14 protein-coding genes and 1 pseudogene are annotated in these 15,281 nt (G+C 63.2%); 11 read left to right on the top strand and 4 right to left on the bottom strand.

The genetic code is table 11. From position 1 onward, the window contains the following. Positions 1–54 precede the first annotated feature (54 nt). Genes AB4O05_RS07020 through AB4O05_RS06975 form a run of 10 tightly spaced genes read left to right on the top strand, consistent with a single transcriptional unit; the run spans position 55 to position 9,591 of the window. Positions 55–747 carry an outer membrane lipoprotein carrier protein LolA gene (locus AB4O05_RS07020; protein WP_460132004.1) on the top strand — a complete coding sequence of 231 codons (693 nt, stop codon included), beginning with the start codon at positions 55–57 and terminating at the stop codon, positions 745–747. Next, a complete protein-coding gene (locus AB4O05_RS07015) occupies positions 737–3,049 on the top strand; it encodes an MMPL family transporter (protein WP_460164854.1) in 2,313 nt (770 codons plus the stop codon). Before AB4O05_RS07020 ends, AB4O05_RS07015 begins: the two co-directional genes overlap by 11 nt. A gap of 33 nt (positions 3,050–3,082) precedes the next feature. Continuing rightward, positions 3,083–4,330, top strand: a complete 1,248-nt coding sequence (locus AB4O05_RS07010) for an NAD(P)/FAD-dependent oxidoreductase (RefSeq protein ID WP_460132008.1) — start codon at positions 3,083–3,085, stop codon at positions 4,328–4,330. Continuing rightward, positions 4,327–5,061 (top strand): class I SAM-dependent methyltransferase, encoded by a 735-nt coding sequence (locus tag AB4O05_RS07005; protein WP_460132010.1) that lies wholly within the window; start codon positions 4,327–4,329, stop codon positions 5,059–5,061. The genes AB4O05_RS07010 and AB4O05_RS07005 overlap by 4 nt, the downstream gene beginning before the upstream one ends. Next, positions 5,058–5,540, top strand: coding sequence for a hypothetical protein (locus AB4O05_RS07000; protein WP_460132012.1), 483 nt, complete (start codon positions 5,058–5,060; stop codon positions 5,538–5,540). Before AB4O05_RS07005 ends, AB4O05_RS07000 begins: the two co-directional genes overlap by 4 nt. After that, entirely contained in the window at positions 5,537–6,703 is a 1,167-nt protein-coding gene (locus AB4O05_RS06995; RefSeq protein WP_460132014.1) for a beta-ketoacyl-[acyl-carrier-protein] synthase family protein, read from the top strand. Before AB4O05_RS07000 ends, AB4O05_RS06995 begins: the two co-directional genes overlap by 4 nt. After that, positions 6,700–7,161: a hotdog family protein gene (locus AB4O05_RS06990; protein ID WP_460132016.1), complete on the top strand. Its 462-nt coding sequence runs from the start codon at positions 6,700–6,702 to the stop codon at positions 7,159–7,161. The genes AB4O05_RS06995 and AB4O05_RS06990 overlap by 4 nt, the downstream gene beginning before the upstream one ends. Further along, on the top strand, positions 7,158–7,886 hold the full coding sequence (fabG, locus tag AB4O05_RS06985) for a 3-oxoacyl-ACP reductase FabG (protein ID WP_460132017.1): 729 nt from the start codon (positions 7,158–7,160) through the stop codon (positions 7,884–7,886). The genes AB4O05_RS06990 and fabG overlap by 4 nt, the downstream gene beginning before the upstream one ends. Further along, positions 7,886–9,112 (top strand): beta-ketoacyl-ACP synthase, encoded by a 1,227-nt coding sequence (locus AB4O05_RS06980; RefSeq protein ID WP_460132018.1) that lies wholly within the window; start codon positions 7,886–7,888, stop codon positions 9,110–9,112. The genes fabG and AB4O05_RS06980 overlap by 1 nt, the downstream gene beginning before the upstream one ends. A gap of 26 nt (positions 9,113–9,138) precedes the next feature. Further along, complete coding sequence (locus AB4O05_RS06975) at positions 9,139–9,591, top strand: hypothetical protein (RefSeq protein ID WP_460132019.1); 453 nt, start codon at positions 9,139–9,141, stop codon at positions 9,589–9,591. Here AB4O05_RS06975 and AB4O05_RS06970 read toward each other — a convergent pair. After that, a complete protein-coding gene (locus AB4O05_RS06970; RefSeq protein ID WP_460132021.1) occupies positions 9,578–10,495 on the bottom strand; it encodes a LysR family transcriptional regulator in 918 nt (305 codons plus the stop codon). The two genes, AB4O05_RS06975 and AB4O05_RS06970, sit on opposite strands and share 14 nt — an antisense overlap. A 172-nt stretch (positions 10,496–10,667) precedes the next feature. On the opposite strand from AB4O05_RS06970, the gene AB4O05_RS06965 reads away from it, so the two are divergent. Next, on the top strand, positions 10,668–11,888 hold the full coding sequence (locus AB4O05_RS06965) for an MFS transporter (RefSeq protein WP_460137645.1): 1,221 nt from the start codon (positions 10,668–10,670) through the stop codon (positions 11,886–11,888). Between the two features lie 32 nt (positions 11,889–11,920). Here AB4O05_RS06965 and AB4O05_RS06960 read toward each other — a convergent pair. The 3 genes and pseudogenes from AB4O05_RS06960 to AB4O05_RS06950 form a co-directional block, all read right to left on the bottom strand. Further along, positions 11,921–12,409, bottom strand: a pseudogene (locus AB4O05_RS06960) (cytochrome b/b6 domain-containing protein); the annotation flags it as partial. Between the two features lie 196 nt (positions 12,410–12,605). After that, positions 12,606–13,673: a uroporphyrinogen decarboxylase gene (hemE, locus tag AB4O05_RS06955; RefSeq protein ID WP_460132022.1), complete on the bottom strand. Its 1,068-nt coding sequence runs from the start codon at positions 13,671–13,673 to the stop codon at positions 12,606–12,608. Positions 13,674–13,815: 142 nt separating this feature from the next. Further along, positions 13,816–15,234, bottom strand: coding sequence for an FAD-dependent oxidoreductase (locus AB4O05_RS06950; protein ID WP_460132024.1), 1,419 nt, complete (start codon positions 15,232–15,234; stop codon positions 13,816–13,818). Between the last annotated feature and the right edge of the window lie 47 nt (positions 15,235–15,281).

Genomic DNA, 15,281 nt, shown 5'->3' with positions numbered 1-15,281 from the left:
GATGCAATTGGCCTCGCTCAAAATATTCACCGACGCCGTCGAAAGGGCCCTGAAATGCTGACCCTGTTCTCTGTAGGAGCGAGCTTGCTCGCGAAGATCGTCAACGATAACGCGGGTTTCCTGATACCCCGCGGCGCTCTCGGGTTTTTCGCGAGCAAGCTCGCTCCTACAGTGTTTGTATTGTTTGGTTTTTCGGGGGCGGCACACGCCTTCGACCTGCAACAACTTAGCGATCAACTGGCAAAGCCAACGGTCATTCACGGCAGCTTCACCCAGGAGAAACACCTGCGCGCCCTGCCGCAACCGCTGGTCAGCAAGGGCACTTTCGTCCTGGCCAAAGACCACGGCCTGCTATGGCTGCTCAAAAGCCCGTTGCAACAGGACTACCGCATCAGCCCCCAGGGCATTGCGCGGCGTGATGCCACTGGCTGGCAAACCCTGCCGAACAAGAGCGCCGGCGCTGAGCAGAATCGTTTGTTCCTCGCCGTGCTCCAAGGCGATAGCAGCGGCTTGCAGCGCGACTTCGAACTGCAGCTGCAGGGCGAAGCCACGCAGTGGAAGCTCACGCTGATCCCGCGTTCGATGCTGCTCAAGCAGGTGTTCACCCAGATCAATATCGACGGTGGCGCGCTGGTGCACACCATCGAACTGCTGGAAACCCAGGGCGACAGCACCGTGCTGCGCATGCAGGACAGCACGGCCAGCCAACCGCTCAGCGACGCGGAGCAACACGACTTTGCCCAGTGAGCGTCTGTTACCGCGCCTGTTCCTGACGCTGCTGGTGGCCGTGCTGGCCCTGGCCGGCTGGCAGTGGCGCCATGGCGCGCCGCTGTCGGCCAACCTGATGGAACTGGTGCCGGGCAGCACCCCGGATGCCTTGGAGCAGCAAGCCGAACAGCGCATGCAGGAACCGCTGAACCGCGAGCTGCTGGTGCTGGTGGGGCATGCCGACCGCCAGCAGGCGGTGGCCGTGGCGCAGCAGTTGGGCGAGCGCTGGCAGGCCAGCGGGCTGTTCGAAAAGGTGCAGTGGAACCTGCAGGCCGACCTGCCGGCGTTGCGCGAACAGTTGCTGCGCGGCCGCCTGGCAATGCTTTCGGCCAAGGACCGCGAACAACTGATCGAACACCCCGACGCTTTTATCCAGCAGCGGGTGCAGTCGCTGTTCGACCCGTTCACCGGCTTCAGCCTGGTGCCGAGCCAGGATGACTGGCTGGGCCTGACCGGGCGTATCCAGAACAGCCAGCCGCAACGCGGCGCGGTGCAATTGGATATCGGCAGCGGCGCATTGATCGCCGATGCCGACGGCAAAAGCTGGGTACTGCTGCGCGCGCGCACCACCGGCAATGCCTTCGACATGAAACTGCCGTTGCAAGTGGCGGACTTGCTCCAGGCCAGCCGCGAGCAGGCCGGCCAGCAAGGCGCGCAATTGCTCGCCGCCAGCGGCTTGCTGTATGCCGCCAACGGCCAGCAGCAGGCCACCCGGGAAATCACCTGGGTTGGCGGCGGCGCGACCGTGGGTATTTTGTTATTGCTGTTGCTGGTATTCCGCCGCTGGCGGGTGTTGCTGGCCTTCGTGCCGGTGCTGGTGGGCATGCTGTTTGGTGCGGTGGCCTGCGTGGCGTTGTTTGGCCACATGCATGTGATGACCCTGGTGCTGGGCTCCAGCCTGATCGGGGTGGCGGTGGATTACCCGCTGCACTACCTGTCGAAGAGCTGGAGCCTGCAACCCTGGCGCAGCTGGCCGGCGTTGCGCCTGACCCTGCCGGGGCTGAGTCTGAGCCTGGCAACCAGTTGCATCGGTTACCTGGCGCTGGCCTGGACGCCGTTCCCGGCGCTGACCCAGATCGCGGTGTTCTCCGCCGCCGGCCTGGTGGGTGCCTACCTGTCCGCCGTGTGCCTGTTGCCGGCGCTACTCAAGGGCGTTGAACTGCGCCCGGCGCAATGGCCGCTGCGCCTCGCCGAATGGCTGTGGCGAGTGCGCGGCGCCTTGCTCAAGCGCGTCCCCGGTTCGGTGCTGCTGGTGTGGGTGCTGCTGTTTTGTGCCGGTGGCCTGTGGCAGCTCAATAGCAAAAACGATATTCGCCAATGGATCGGCGCGCCGCCGCAGTTGCTGCAAGAGGCCCAGGCCGTGGCGCGCATTACCGGCTTCCAGCCCACCAGCCAGTTCTTTCTGGTGCGCGCCGAGAACCAGCAGCAGTTGCTCATGCGCCAGGGCGCGTTGAGCCAGCGCCTGGACCAGTTGGTGAACATGGACAAACTCCAGGGTTACCTGGCGCTCAACCAGTTGGTCAACCTGCCTGCCGAGCAGCAACAATTGCGGGATGCGCTGAACAACCTGGCGCCACATTGGCAGCCACTGCTGGACCTCGGCGTGCCCGTCAGCGCCCTGCAAGCGGAAGTCGCGCAGTTGCAGGCACTGCCCACCGAAGACATCGACGCCGCGCTGATGGGGCCCTTGGCCGAGCCTTGGCGTACGCTGTGGCTCGGCCCGGTGGACGGCGGCGTGGCCGCCATGGTCAGCCTGCAAGGCCTGAACAACCCGGCGCTGCTGCGGGTGCAGGCAGTGGATTTGCCCGGCGTACAGTTGGTCGACCGCCTCGGTGACTTGAACCGCGTGTTCGCGGCCACGCAGGTCAGCGCCGCTGAACTGAAATTGATGTCGTGCGTGCTGATCGTGCTGTTGCTGATCCTGCCGTTCGGCTTTGGCGGTGCCTTGCGCATCGTCGCTCTGCCGCTGCTGGCCGCGCTGTGCAGCCTGGCCAGCCTGGGTTGGCTCGGCCAGCCGCTGACACTGTTCAGCCTGTTCGGCCTGCTGCTGGTCACGGCGATCAGCGTCGACTATGCGATTTTGATGCGCGAACAGATCGGCGGCCCTGCCGTGAGCCTTTTAGGCACACTGCTGGCCGCCCTGACTACCTGGTTGTCGTTCGGCCTGCTGGCAGTGTCCAGTACGCCGGCGGTGAGTAATTTCGGCTTATCGGTCAGCCTGGGCCTGGCATTCAGCTTTATGCTGGCGCCCTGGGCCGGCCACCGGACACACGCCTTATGAATATGATTATCGCCAATCTGGCAAGGAGCCCTCGTGCCCATCGTTGAAATGGAACGTCGCCAAGTGGTGGTGATCGGTGCCGGCCCGTCCGGCGCCATCGCCGCCGCGCTGCTAAAGCGCAAAGGGCATGATGTATTGATCATTGAGCGCCAGCACTTCCCGCGCTTCTCGATCGGCGAAAGCCTGCTGTCCCACTGCATCGATTTTATCGAAGAGGCCGGCATGCTCGATGCTGTGCAGGCAGCAGGTTTCCAGGTGAAGACCGGTGCCGCGTTCGCCTGGGGCGAGCGCTACAGCGCCTTTGATTTCAGCGATACCTTCAGCAACGGCAAGCCGACCACCTTCCAGGTGCAGCGCGGCGAATTCGACAAGGTGCTGGCCGACCAGGCGGCGCTGCAGGGCGTAGACATTCGCTACGGCGAAACCATCGTCGGCGTGGACTTCTCCGGCGCCTGCCGCTACCTGCATGTGCGCCGCGAGAACGGCAGCGAATACCACGTCAAGGCCAAGTTCGTGCTCGACGCCAGTGGCTACGGTCGCGTGCTGCCACGCCTGCTGGACCTGGAAGCACCGTCGAATTTCCCGGTGCGCCAGGCGGTATTCACCCACGTCGAGGACCGCATCGAACACCCAGGCTTCGACCGCACCAAAATCCTCGTGACCACCCACCCGACCCAACGCGACATCTGGTTCTGGACCATCCCCTTCAGCGACGGCCGGTGCTCGGTGGGCGTGGTCGCGGCCAAGACCTGTTTCGAGGGCCGCGATGCCGACCTCGATGCCTGCCTGCGCGGCTTTATCGACGAAACCCCGAGCCTGTCCGGCGTACTGCAAAACGCGGTGTGGGACACCCCGGCGCGCACCATCGGCGGCTACTCGGCCAACGTCAAAACCCTGCATGGGCCTGGCTTCGCGCTGCTGGGCAACGCAGCCGAGTTTCTCGACCCGGTGTTCTCCTCCGGCGTGACCATCGCCATGCGCTCGGCGAGCATGGCCGCCGGCCTGCTGGACCGTCAGCTCAAAGGCGAGACCGTGGACTGGCAGAGCGAATTTGCCGAGCCATTGAAGCGCGGTGTCGACACCTTCCGCTGCTACGTCGAAGGCTGGTATGCGGGCACCTTCCAGGATGTGATTTTCCATATCGGTGGCTCGCCCGAGATCAAGACCATGATCAGCTCGATCCTTGCCGGCTACGCCTGGGATGAACGCAACCCATTTGTCAGCGAGCCCAAGCGGCGGCTGCGAATGCTGTCGGAAATTTGCGCGAGTGACCCGGTATGACGTCTCAATACCTGAGTAAAAACTACGTCGAAGAAACCCGGTTCGGCTTCTGGTTCCTGCGCAGTCACACCTGGCAGCATCACGTACTGCGCGTGGCGATCAACGACCTGCGCAGCCTGTTCAGCGAGCCGCTGCCGGTGGCGCCGGTCCTGCTGGACGCGGGTTGCGGCCAGGGCAAATCCTTCAAGCTGTTGCAGCAGGTGTTCGCCCCTTCACGCCTGATCGGCGTGGATGCCGACCCGCACAGCCTGGAACTGAGCCGTCAGGAAGCCGAGCGCCAGCACCTCGCCGTCGAATTGATCGGCAGCGACTGCGCCACCCTCGATGTGCCGGATGCCAGTGTCGACATCCTGTTCTGCCACCAGACCTTCCATCATCTAGTGGAACAGCAGCGCGCGCTGCAAGCGTTTTACCGGGTGCTCAAGCCGGGCGGTTACCTGCTGTTTGCCGAGTCCACCGAAGCCTATATCGACACGTGGGTGATCCGCTGGCTGTTCCGCCACCCCATGCAGGTGCAGAAAAGCGCCGAAGCGTATCTGCAGATGCTCGGCGAGCAGGGCTTTGAATTCGGTCCGCAGAACGTCTCGTACCCGTATCTGTGGTGGAGCCGCGCGACCGATTTCGGCCTGCTCGAGCGCTGGGGCCTGCGCAATCCGCCGCCAGTGGGGCAGCGCGAAGAAACCCTGGTCAACTGCGTGGCGCGCAAACCCCTGGCGAGTGCCGCACCGTGATGCGCCGCCTGTTGATCGGTTGCCTGTTGCTGCTGAGTGCCTGCGCCAGCCAGCCGCCGCTGCCGGAAAAAAACCCGCCCCTGGCGTTGCCGATACAGCTGCATGTGCAGCGCCTGGCGGACGGCCAGCACCAGGACTGGCTGCTGGTGATCCAGCGTGAAGGCGGCGCGATCCGCTGGTCGATGATGGACCCGCTGGGCATCCCCCAGGCCCGGCAAAAGCTGATCGATAGCCAGTGGCAAGCCGACGGCCTGCTGCCCCCCAACCCCCAGGCACGCGAGCTGTTTGCCGCGCTGCTGTTTGCCCTGACTTCGGCAGACGACTTGCGTGCGTTCTATCCCAGCGCCCAGGCGATGGACCTTACGCGCACGCTGCCGGGGCATTGGCAAATCGTCTATCAATCCTCGGAAGTCTTCAGCGTAAACATGGCCGGCCAGCCCCTGAGCTACCGTATTACGCCGCTGGGTGCCGCCCGATGACCGCCTACCTCAATGCCCTCGGCGTGATCTGCGCCCTTGGCCGGGGCCAGGCGGAAGTCAGCCGGCGCCTGTTTGCCGGGGATTGTTCAGGCATGCGTGCCGAAAGTGGCTGGGTGCCGGACCGCGTGTTGCCGGTGGCCGGTGTGCACGGCGAGCTGGCAACCATCCCGGTGCAACTCGGCCAGCAAAGCAGCCGCAATAACCAGTTGTTGCTGGAAGCGGCGTTGCAGATCGAAGGCGAGATTCGACAGGCGATCCACACTCACGGCGCCTCGCGGGTCGGCGTTGTGCTGGGCACCAGCACATCGGGCATCGACGAAGCCAGCCGCGGCATTGCCGAGTACCTGCGCGACAAGCACTTCCCCAGCAACTACGACTACCAGCAACAGGAACTCAGCGCTCCGGCGAATTTCCTCGCCGACTGGCTGCAACTGAGCGGCCCGGCCTATGTGATCTCCACCGCCTGTACGTCCAGCGCCCGCGCGCTGATGAGCGCCCAACGCCTGCTCGACCTGGGCGTGTGCGATGCGGTGATCTGCGGTGGCGTGGACAGCCTGTGCAAGCTGACCCTCAACGGCTTCAGCGCACTGGAAGCGGTGTCGAATGAGCGCTGCAACCCGTTTTCGGCGAACCGCAACGGCATCAATATCGGCGAAGCGGCCGTGTTGTTCGTGATGAGCAGAGCACCCGCGCCGATCACCTTGCTGGGCAGCGGCGCCAGCTGCGATGCGCACCATATTTCCGCGCCCGAGCCCAGCGGCAAAGGCGCGCTGCAGGCGATGCGCAAGGCCCTGGCCAGCGCGAAACGGGAACCTGGGCAAATCGGTTACCTGAACCTGCACGGCACCGCCACCCAACACAACGACGCCATGGAAAGCCTGGCCGTGGCCAGCCTGTTTCCCCAGGGTGTGGCCTGCTCGTCGACCAAACCCATGAGCGGCCACACCCTGGGCGCCGCTGGCGCGCTGGAAGCCGCATTCTGCTGGCTGAGCCTGACTCATGGCCGGCTGCCGCCCCATGTGTGGGACGGCCAGCCCGACCCTGCGCTGCCCGCCTTGCACTGGGCGCGCCTGGGCGACACCCTGGAAAAACCCTGCCTGATGAGCAACTCGTTTGCCTTCGGCGGCAATAACGTCAGCCTGATTATCGGAGAGGCCCCATGATCGATTGGCCACTCGCCGAACTGCTGCCCCACGCGGGGGACATGATCCTGATCGACCAGGTTCTGTCGTTCGATGAGGAGCAGATTCACACCCGCGCCACTGTCAAGCCTGGCGGCCTGTTCAATCGCGCCGACGGCAGCCTGCCGGCCTGGGTCGGTATCGAGCTGATGGCACAAAGCGTCGCCGCCTACGCCGGCTGCCACGCGCGTCAGAAGGGAGAAGCGGTGGAACTGGGCTTCCTGCTCGGCACACGCAAGTTCGAATGTAACGTGGCGTACTTCCCGGAAGGTGCCGAGTTGACCATCCACGGTTTACGTTCGCTGGAAGACGACAACGGCATGGGTGTGTTCGAATGCCATCTCAGCGGCAGCGGCATCCAGGCCAGCGCGCGCTTGAACGTATTTCGTCCGCCCCAGGCGGCCAATTATTTAGATGAATCGAAGGACGAAACGCCATGACTGAATCCGTACTGGTCACCGGCTCCAGCCGTGGCATCGGCCGCGCCATTGCCCTGCGCCTGGCCCAGGCCGGGCATGACCTCGTGCTGCATTGCCGCAGCGGCCGGGCTGAAGCCGACGCGGTGCAGGTCGAGGTGCAAGCGTTGGGCCGCAAGGCGCGGGTGCTGCAATTCGATGTGGCGGATCGTGCGGCCTGCAAGGCAATCCTGGAGGCTGACGTCGAGCAACACGGCGCCTATTACGGCGTGGTGCTCAACGCCGGCCTGACCCGTGACGGCGCGTTCCCGGCCCTGTCGGAAGACGATTGGGACGTGGTGATGCGCACCAACCTGGACGGTTTCTACAACGTGCTGCACCCGGTGATGATGCCGATGATTCGTCGGCGCGCGGCCGGGCGGATCGTGTGCATTACCTCGGTATCGGGCCTGATCGGCAATCGCGGCCAGGTCAATTACAGTGCGTCCAAAGCGGGCCTGATCGGTGCCGCCAAGGCCCTGGCCATTGAGCTGGGCAAGCGCAAAATCACCGTCAACTGCGTGGCACCGGGCTTGATCGACACCGCGATGCTGGATGAAAACGTACCGGTGGAAGAATTGATGAAAATGATTCCGGCACAACGCATGGGCACTCCGGAAGAAGTCGCTGGCGCGGTGAATTTCCTGATGTCGGCCGAGGCGGGCTACATCACGCGCCAGGTCCTGGCCGTGAATGGAGGCTTGTGCTGATGAAGCGCGTCGTCGTCACCGGCATGGCCGGTATGACCTCCCTGGGCAGCGATTGGGCGACCATCTCGGCCAACTTTCGCGCCAACCGCAGCGGTATCCGCCGCATGGACGAGTGGGACCGCTTCACCGAGCTGAACACGCGCCTGGCCGGGCCGATCGACGATTTCGTCGTGCCCGCGCACTGGACGCGCAAGCAACTGCGCAGCATGGGCCGCGTGTCGCGCCTGGCGGTGTGGGCGGCGGAGCAGGCGTTGCGGGATGCCGGCTTGCTCGGTGACGAATCGATCAAGGACGGGCGCATGGGCGTGGCCTGTGGCTCGTCCACCGGCAGCACCGATGAGATCAAGGCCTTCGGCAACATGCTGCTGAACTCGGTGGCCGATGGGCTCAACGCCAACTCCTACGTGCGCATGATGCCCCACACCACGGCGGCGAATATCAGCATCTTCTTTGGCCTGACCGGGCGTCTGATCCCCACTTCCAGCGCCTGTACCAGCGGCAGCCAGGGCATCGGTTATGCCTATGAGGCAATCAAGTTCGGGCGCCTGCCGTTGATGCTCGCCGGCGGCGCCGAGGAACTGTGCCCCACCGAAGCCATGGTGTTCGACGCGCTCTACGCCACCAGCCTGAAAAACGATGCGCCGCAGACCAGCCCGCGCCCCTATGACAGCGGCCGTGATGGCCTGGTGATCGGCGAAGGCGGCGGCATGCTGGTGCTGGAAGAACTGGAGCATGCGTTGGCGCGCGGAGCCCATATCCACGCCGAGATCGTCGGTTTTGGCAGCAACGCCGACGGCCAGCACACCACCCGCCCGGAACAGAAGACCATGCGCCGCGCCATGGAACTGGCCCTGGAAGATGCCGGACTGACACCGGACGCCATCGGCTACGTCAATGGTCATGGCACCGCCACCGACCAGGGCGACATCGCCGAAACCCTGGCCACCAGCAGCCTGTTCGGCAGCCGCATGCCCATCAGTTCGCAGAAAAGTTTCCTCGGCCACACCCTTGGAGCATGCGGGGCGCTGGAGTCGTGGTTCAGCATCGAGATGATGAACCGCGACCTGTACGTGCACACCTTCAACCTGGACTCAGTCGACCCGCAATGCGGCGAGCTGGATTACCTGCAAGGTGAATTCCGCGAGATGCATCACGACTACGTGATGAACAACAACTTTGCCTTTGGCGGCGTCAATACGTCGCTGATCTTCCGCCGCTGGTCCTGACTTTTTAATCGATTGGAGAAAACGGAATGTCTTCCTTGCTACGCGCCACCCTGATCACCCTGGCCCTGCTGACAACCGCTGGCTGCACCAGCAAGCCGGTGCTCAACACCCAGCACGACCTCGCGGCCGACACCCAGGTCAGCGAAGAGAAAATGAAAACGGTGATCGTCAATGCCCTGCAAAAACGCGAATGGAGCGTGCAGCGTCTGAGCCCGCAACTGGTGCAAGCCGAAATCACCGTGCGTAATCAGTACTATGCCGCCATCGATATCCGCTACACCCGCAACAGCTACGCGATCACCTACCGCGACAGTCGCGAGCTGGGCTACAAGGACGGCAAGATCCATCGCAACTACAACCGCTGGGTGAACAATCTGGATAACGACATCATGACGGGCTTGCGCAGCAATGGCGTGAGCGGTGAGGCCGGGTCGGCGGCACAGTTGTTTGAGCAGACCGGTAGCACTAAGCAGAACTGAAGCTCCGTGGCGAGCGGGCTTGCCCGCTCGCCAACAACTCCACAAATGCCTTCGCCATCGGCGTCTGCGCGCCTTTACGCTGCACCAGCCACACCGCCGTCACCGCCTCCTGGTCCAGCAAGGTGCGATACACCACGCCGTCGATGCGGATGCGCTGGTAAGACGCCGGCAGCACCGACACCCCCAACCCCGCCGCCACCAGGCCGATGATGGTCATCGCCTCCCCCGCCTCCTGGGCGAAGTGCGGGCTGAAACCGGCGTCGCGGCACAAGTTGAGCAGTTGGGCGTATAAGCCGCTGCCGTATGTGCGAGGGAAGAAGACAAACGGCTCGTCAGCCAGTTGCGCCAAGTGCAAACCCCGTTCACTGCCCTCGGCCAACGGATGGCCGGCGCTCAGTACCGCGACCAGCGGCTCGCGCATCAACTCGACGACGCTCAACGAGTCCGGCAACGGCAGCGGCCGCATCAGCCCCACCTGGATTGACTCATCCACCAGCGACTCGGCCACTTCGGTACTGCTCATTTCCCGCAGGTTCAGGTGCACCGCCGGGAAGGCCTGACGGAACGCGAAGATCGCCTGCGGGATGCTGGAGTTGAAGGGTGCCGACGAGGTAAAGCCGATCTTCAATTCCCCCAGCTCGCCCAACTGCGCACGCCGCGCCACATCCGCTGCCTTATCTACCTGCGCCAGCACCAGCCGCGCTTCGTGCAGGAACAGCCGACCCGCCTCGCTCAGCTCGACCCGACGATTGGTACGCTCGAATAACCGCGCGCCCACTTCCTGCTCCAGCGCCTGGATCTGCTGGCTCAGCGGGGGTTGCGAGATGCCCAGCACCTGCGCGGCCCGGCCAAAATGCAGCTCTTCGGCGACGGCGATGAAGTACCGCAGATGTCGTAATTCCATGCAAGCCTCATTAGGTCGCAAAAGCTATCAAACAGGTCGAACAATATATTGGAAAGAATCATTAGCCCGCTATATTCTTTTTTGCATTGCCAGCCCTGACCGGTTTTTGCTTCCCGAGGTCCCCGTGAATTCTGCTGTCGCGCCACTCGCTCAAGACACTCCGCCTACCGTCCTGGATGAGGTGGTAGCCCAGCTCAACGACGTGTACATCGAAAAAGGCACGCCGATGTTCATGCGCACGGTGCTGGCGCTGTTCTCTGGCGGTTTCGCCACCTTTGCCCTGCTGTACTGTGTGCAACCGATGATGCCGGCGCTGTCGCGCGAGTTTTCCATCAATGCCGCGCAAAGCAGCCTGGTTCTGTCGGTCGCCACCGCGATGCTCGCCCTGGGCTTGCTGATCACCGGGCCGATTTCCGACACCCTGGGGCGTAAACCGGTGATGGTCGCCGCGCTGTTCTGCGCGGCACTGGCCACCATCGCCAGCGGCCTGATGCCGTCCTGGGAAGGGATTCTGCTGATGCGCGCGCTGGTGGGGTTATCGCTCAGCGGCCTGGCCGCCGTGGCGATGACGTACCTGAGCGAAGAGATCCACCCGCACCACATCGGTCTGGCCATGGGCCTGTACATCGCTGGCAACGCCCTTGGTGGCATGAGCGGGCGGCTGATCATCGGCGTGTTGATCGACTTCGTCAGTTGGCACACCGCCATGCTGATCATCGGCGGCCTGGCGCTGATCGCAGCCACGGTGTTCTGGAAGATCCTCCCCGAATCGCGCAACTTCCGCGCCCGCAGCCTCAAGCCGCGCAGCCTGTTGGACGGCTTTGTCACGCACTTCAAGGATGCCGGCCTGCCGTGGCTGTTCCTTGAAGCTTTTCTGCTGATGGGTGCGTTCGTGACCCTGTTCAACTACATCGGCTATCGCCTGCTGGCCGAGCCTTATAACCTGAGCCAGGCCTTGGTGGGCCTGCTGTCATTGGTGTACCTCTCGGGCATCTACAGCTCGGCAAAGATCGGCTCCCTCGCCGACAGCCTCGGCCGCCGTCGCGTACTGTGGGCCACCATCGTACTGATGCTCGCCGGCATGGCCATGACCCTGTTCAACCCGCTGTGGCTGGTAGTGCCGGGCATGCTGGTGTTCACTTTCGGCTTCTTCGGCGCCCATTCGGTGGCCAGCAGCTGGATCGGCCGCCGCGCCGTGAAAGCCAAGGGGCAGGCATCGTCGCTGTACCTGTTTTGCTACTACGCCGGTTCCAGCATCGCCGGCACCGCAGGCGGGTTCTTCTGGCATTTTGCCGGGTGGCATGGCATCGGTGTGTTTATCGTCGCGCTGTTGATCGGCGCGTTGCTGGTGGCGTTGAAGTTGGCGAAGTTGCCGCCGCTGGCCTCGGCTTGAGGCGCAGCCGCCTTGAATGACATCCGCGCCATCACCCGCTTGCCTCGGCGCTCATGCATGATCACCGCGCCGATGTGCATTACCAGCATCAGCAACAAGGCCGCGCAGGACAGCACATGCACGCGGGTGTACCAGGCGATGCTGGCCGGGTCGGTGTGGAACGGCGCGATGGAGATCAGGTTAAAGAGGTTGATCGGGCGATCCATCATCAGCACGCCTGTCGCCAGCACCACCGCCAACACCAGGTACATGGCCTTATGAACCCATAGCGCCACGTATTCCTGCGGCGAACGCCTGACGGAAAAATCCAGGCCGTGGGCAAAGGAGCAATACACCCGCAAGACAAACACCGGGATGTACAGGGTGGTCACCGACACATTGAAAAACCCCACCCACGCCTTGATCGAGGCCGGCACGGCGAATAGCGCTACGACAAAACCTGACAGTAACGCCCACAAGATGACGACCGCCGAAACCCAATGCAGCAGTTTCTGGCACGTTGAATAGTGAGAGGTGTTCATCCGGCTATCACCCGACAATTAACGCCAATCAATGGCGAGTGGAAAAGTCGGGCAGGATTTTTACTTAGACGGATTACCGTAGCTGTAGGAGAAATCCCAAAGGCCACAGGCTACCAAGGCAGGACTTAACAACCGCTGAAGCGCAACGAGCCCCCCGCTGCCGGGCAGAGGGGGGCTCGATTCAGGCGGGATGCTGTTACTGGTGATATTGCGCGGACAACTCGTGCACCGCTTGCAGGAAAGCACCCGCGTGGTCCGGGTTCACTTCCGGGGTGATGCCATGGCCGAGGTTGAACACATGCCCGGTGCCCTTGCCGTAGCTGGCCAGGATACGCCCGACTTCGGTGCGGATCGCTTCCGGCTTGGCGTACAGCACGGTCGGGTCCATGTTGCCTTGCAGCGCGACTTTATCACCGACACGGCGACGGGCATCGCCGATGTCGCAGGTCCAGTCCAGGCCCAATGCATCGGCACCGGCATCGGCGATGCTTTCCAGCCACAGGCCACCGCCCTTGGTGAACAGGATGACCGGAACCTTGCGGCCTTCGTGCTCGCGGATCAGGCCGCTGACGATCTTGCGCATATAGCCCAGGGAGAACTCCTGGTACGCCGCCGCCGACAGGTTGCCGCCCCAGGTGTCGAAGATCTGCACCGCTTGCGCGCCGGCCATGATCTGGCCGTTGAGGTAGGACGTGACCGACTGCGCCAGCTTGTCCAGCAGCAGGTGCATGGCTTGCGGGTTGTCGTAGAGCATGGCCTTGGTCTTGCGGAAGTCTTTCGACGAACCGCCCTCGACCATGTAGGTGGCCAGGGTCCAGGGGCTGCCGGAGAAGCCGATCAGCGGTACACGGCCGTTAAGCTCGCGGCGGATGGTGCTGACGGCGTCCATCACGTAACCCAGGTCTTTGTGCGGATCGGGGATCGGCAGGGCTTCGATATCGGCCAGGGTGCTGATGACTTTCTTGAAACGCGGGCCTTCGCCGGTCTCGAAGTACAGGCCTTGGCCCATGGCGTCGGGGATGGTGAGGATATCGGAGAAGAGGATGGCCGCGTCCAGTTGCGGGTAGCGGTCCAGCGGCTGCATCGTGACCTCGCAGGCGAACGCAGGATTCATGCACAGGCTCATGAAGTCGCCGGCGTGGGCACGACTGGCGCGGTATTCCGGCAGGTAGCGACCGGCCTGGCGCATCATCCACACAGGGGTGACGTCCACAGGTTGCTTGAGCAGGGCACGAAGGAAACGGTCGTTCTTGAGGGCAGTCATGTCGGCATCCGCAAAAAAAGTGCGCGCATTTTCTCAGAGCGAGACGGAGAAAGACAGTGACTAGCGACAAGCTACAAGCTGCAAGTGAAAGCGCTGTTGCTTCAACTTGCCGCTTGCAGCTTATCGCTCGAAGCTGGCGTCGTCAGACGCCCAGATAATCCAGGATCCCTTCGGCGGCATTGCGGCCTTCGAAGATCGCCGTCACCACCAGGTCAGAACCGCGCACCATATCGCCACCGGCGAAAATTTTCGGGTTGCTGGTCTGGTGCTTGTACTGGCCTTGTTCCGGGGCGACGACGCGGCCCTGGCTGTCGGTCTGGATCTGGAACTGCTCGAACCACGGCGCCGGGCTTGGGCGGAAACCGAAAGCGATGACCACGGCGTCGGCCGGGATGATCTCTTCGGAACCCGGAATCGGCTCGGGGCTGCGACGGCCACGGGCATCCGGTTCGCCGAGACGGGTCTCGACCACCTTGACACCTTCGACGCGGTCTTCACCGACAATGGCGATCGGCTGGCGGTTGTAGAGGAATTTCACGCCTTCTTCCTTGGCGTTCTTCACCTCTTTGCGCGAGCCGGGCATGTTGGCTTCGTCACGACGGTAGGCGCAGGTCACCGATTTGGCGCCCTGGCGAATCGAGGTACGGTTGCAGTCCATCGCGGTGTCGCCACCGCCGAGTACCACGACCTTCTTGCCTTTCATGTCGACGAAATCTTCCGGCGACTTTTCAAAGCCCAGGTTGCGGTTGACGTTGGCGATCAGGAAGTCGAGCGCGTCATACACGCCCGGCAGGTCCTCACCGGCAAAACCGCCCTTCATGTAGGTGTAGGTGCCCATGCCCATGAATACGGCATCGTATTCTTCGAGCAGTTGCTCCATGGTCACGTCTTTGCCGATCTCGGTGTTCAGGCGGAATTCGATGCCCATGCCGGTGAACACTTCACGACGGTTGCTCAGTACGGTTTTTTCCAGCTTGAACTCGGGGATACCGAAGGTCAGCAGACCGCCGATTTCCGGGTTCTTGTCGAACACCACCGGGGTCACGCCGCCACGCACCAGCACGTCGGCACAGCCCAGGCCCGCCGGGCCCGCGCCGATGATCGCGACGCGCTTGCCGGTCGGTTTGACCTTGGACATGTCCGGGCGCCAGCCCATGGCAAACGCGGTGTCGGTGATGTACTTCTCGACCGAACCGATGGTCACCGCGCCGAAGCCGTCGTTGAGGGTGCACGCACCTTCACACAGACGGTCCTGCGGGCACACCCGGCCGCAGACTTCCGGCAGGGTGTTGGTCTGGTGCGACAGCTCGGCGGCGGCGAGGATGTTGCCCTCGGCCACCAGCTTGAGCCAGTTGGGAATGAAGTTGTGCACCGGGCACTTCCATTCGCAATACGGGTTGCCACACCCCAGGCAGCGGTGGGCCTGGTCGGCCGAGTGCTGGGGTTTGAAGGGTTCGTAGATCTCCACGAACTCTTTCTTGCGTTGACGCAACAGTTTCTTCTTCGGATCCTTGCGCCCGACATCGATGAACTGGAAGTCGTTGCTGAGACGTTCGGCCATCTTTAAAACCTCGTACACGACAGCTGTAAGCTACAAGCTTCAAGCTG

It is taken from the genome of Pseudomonas sp. S1_G07, from assembly GCF_054668565.1.
This window is presented reverse-complemented; position numbering and strand designations above follow the sequence as displayed.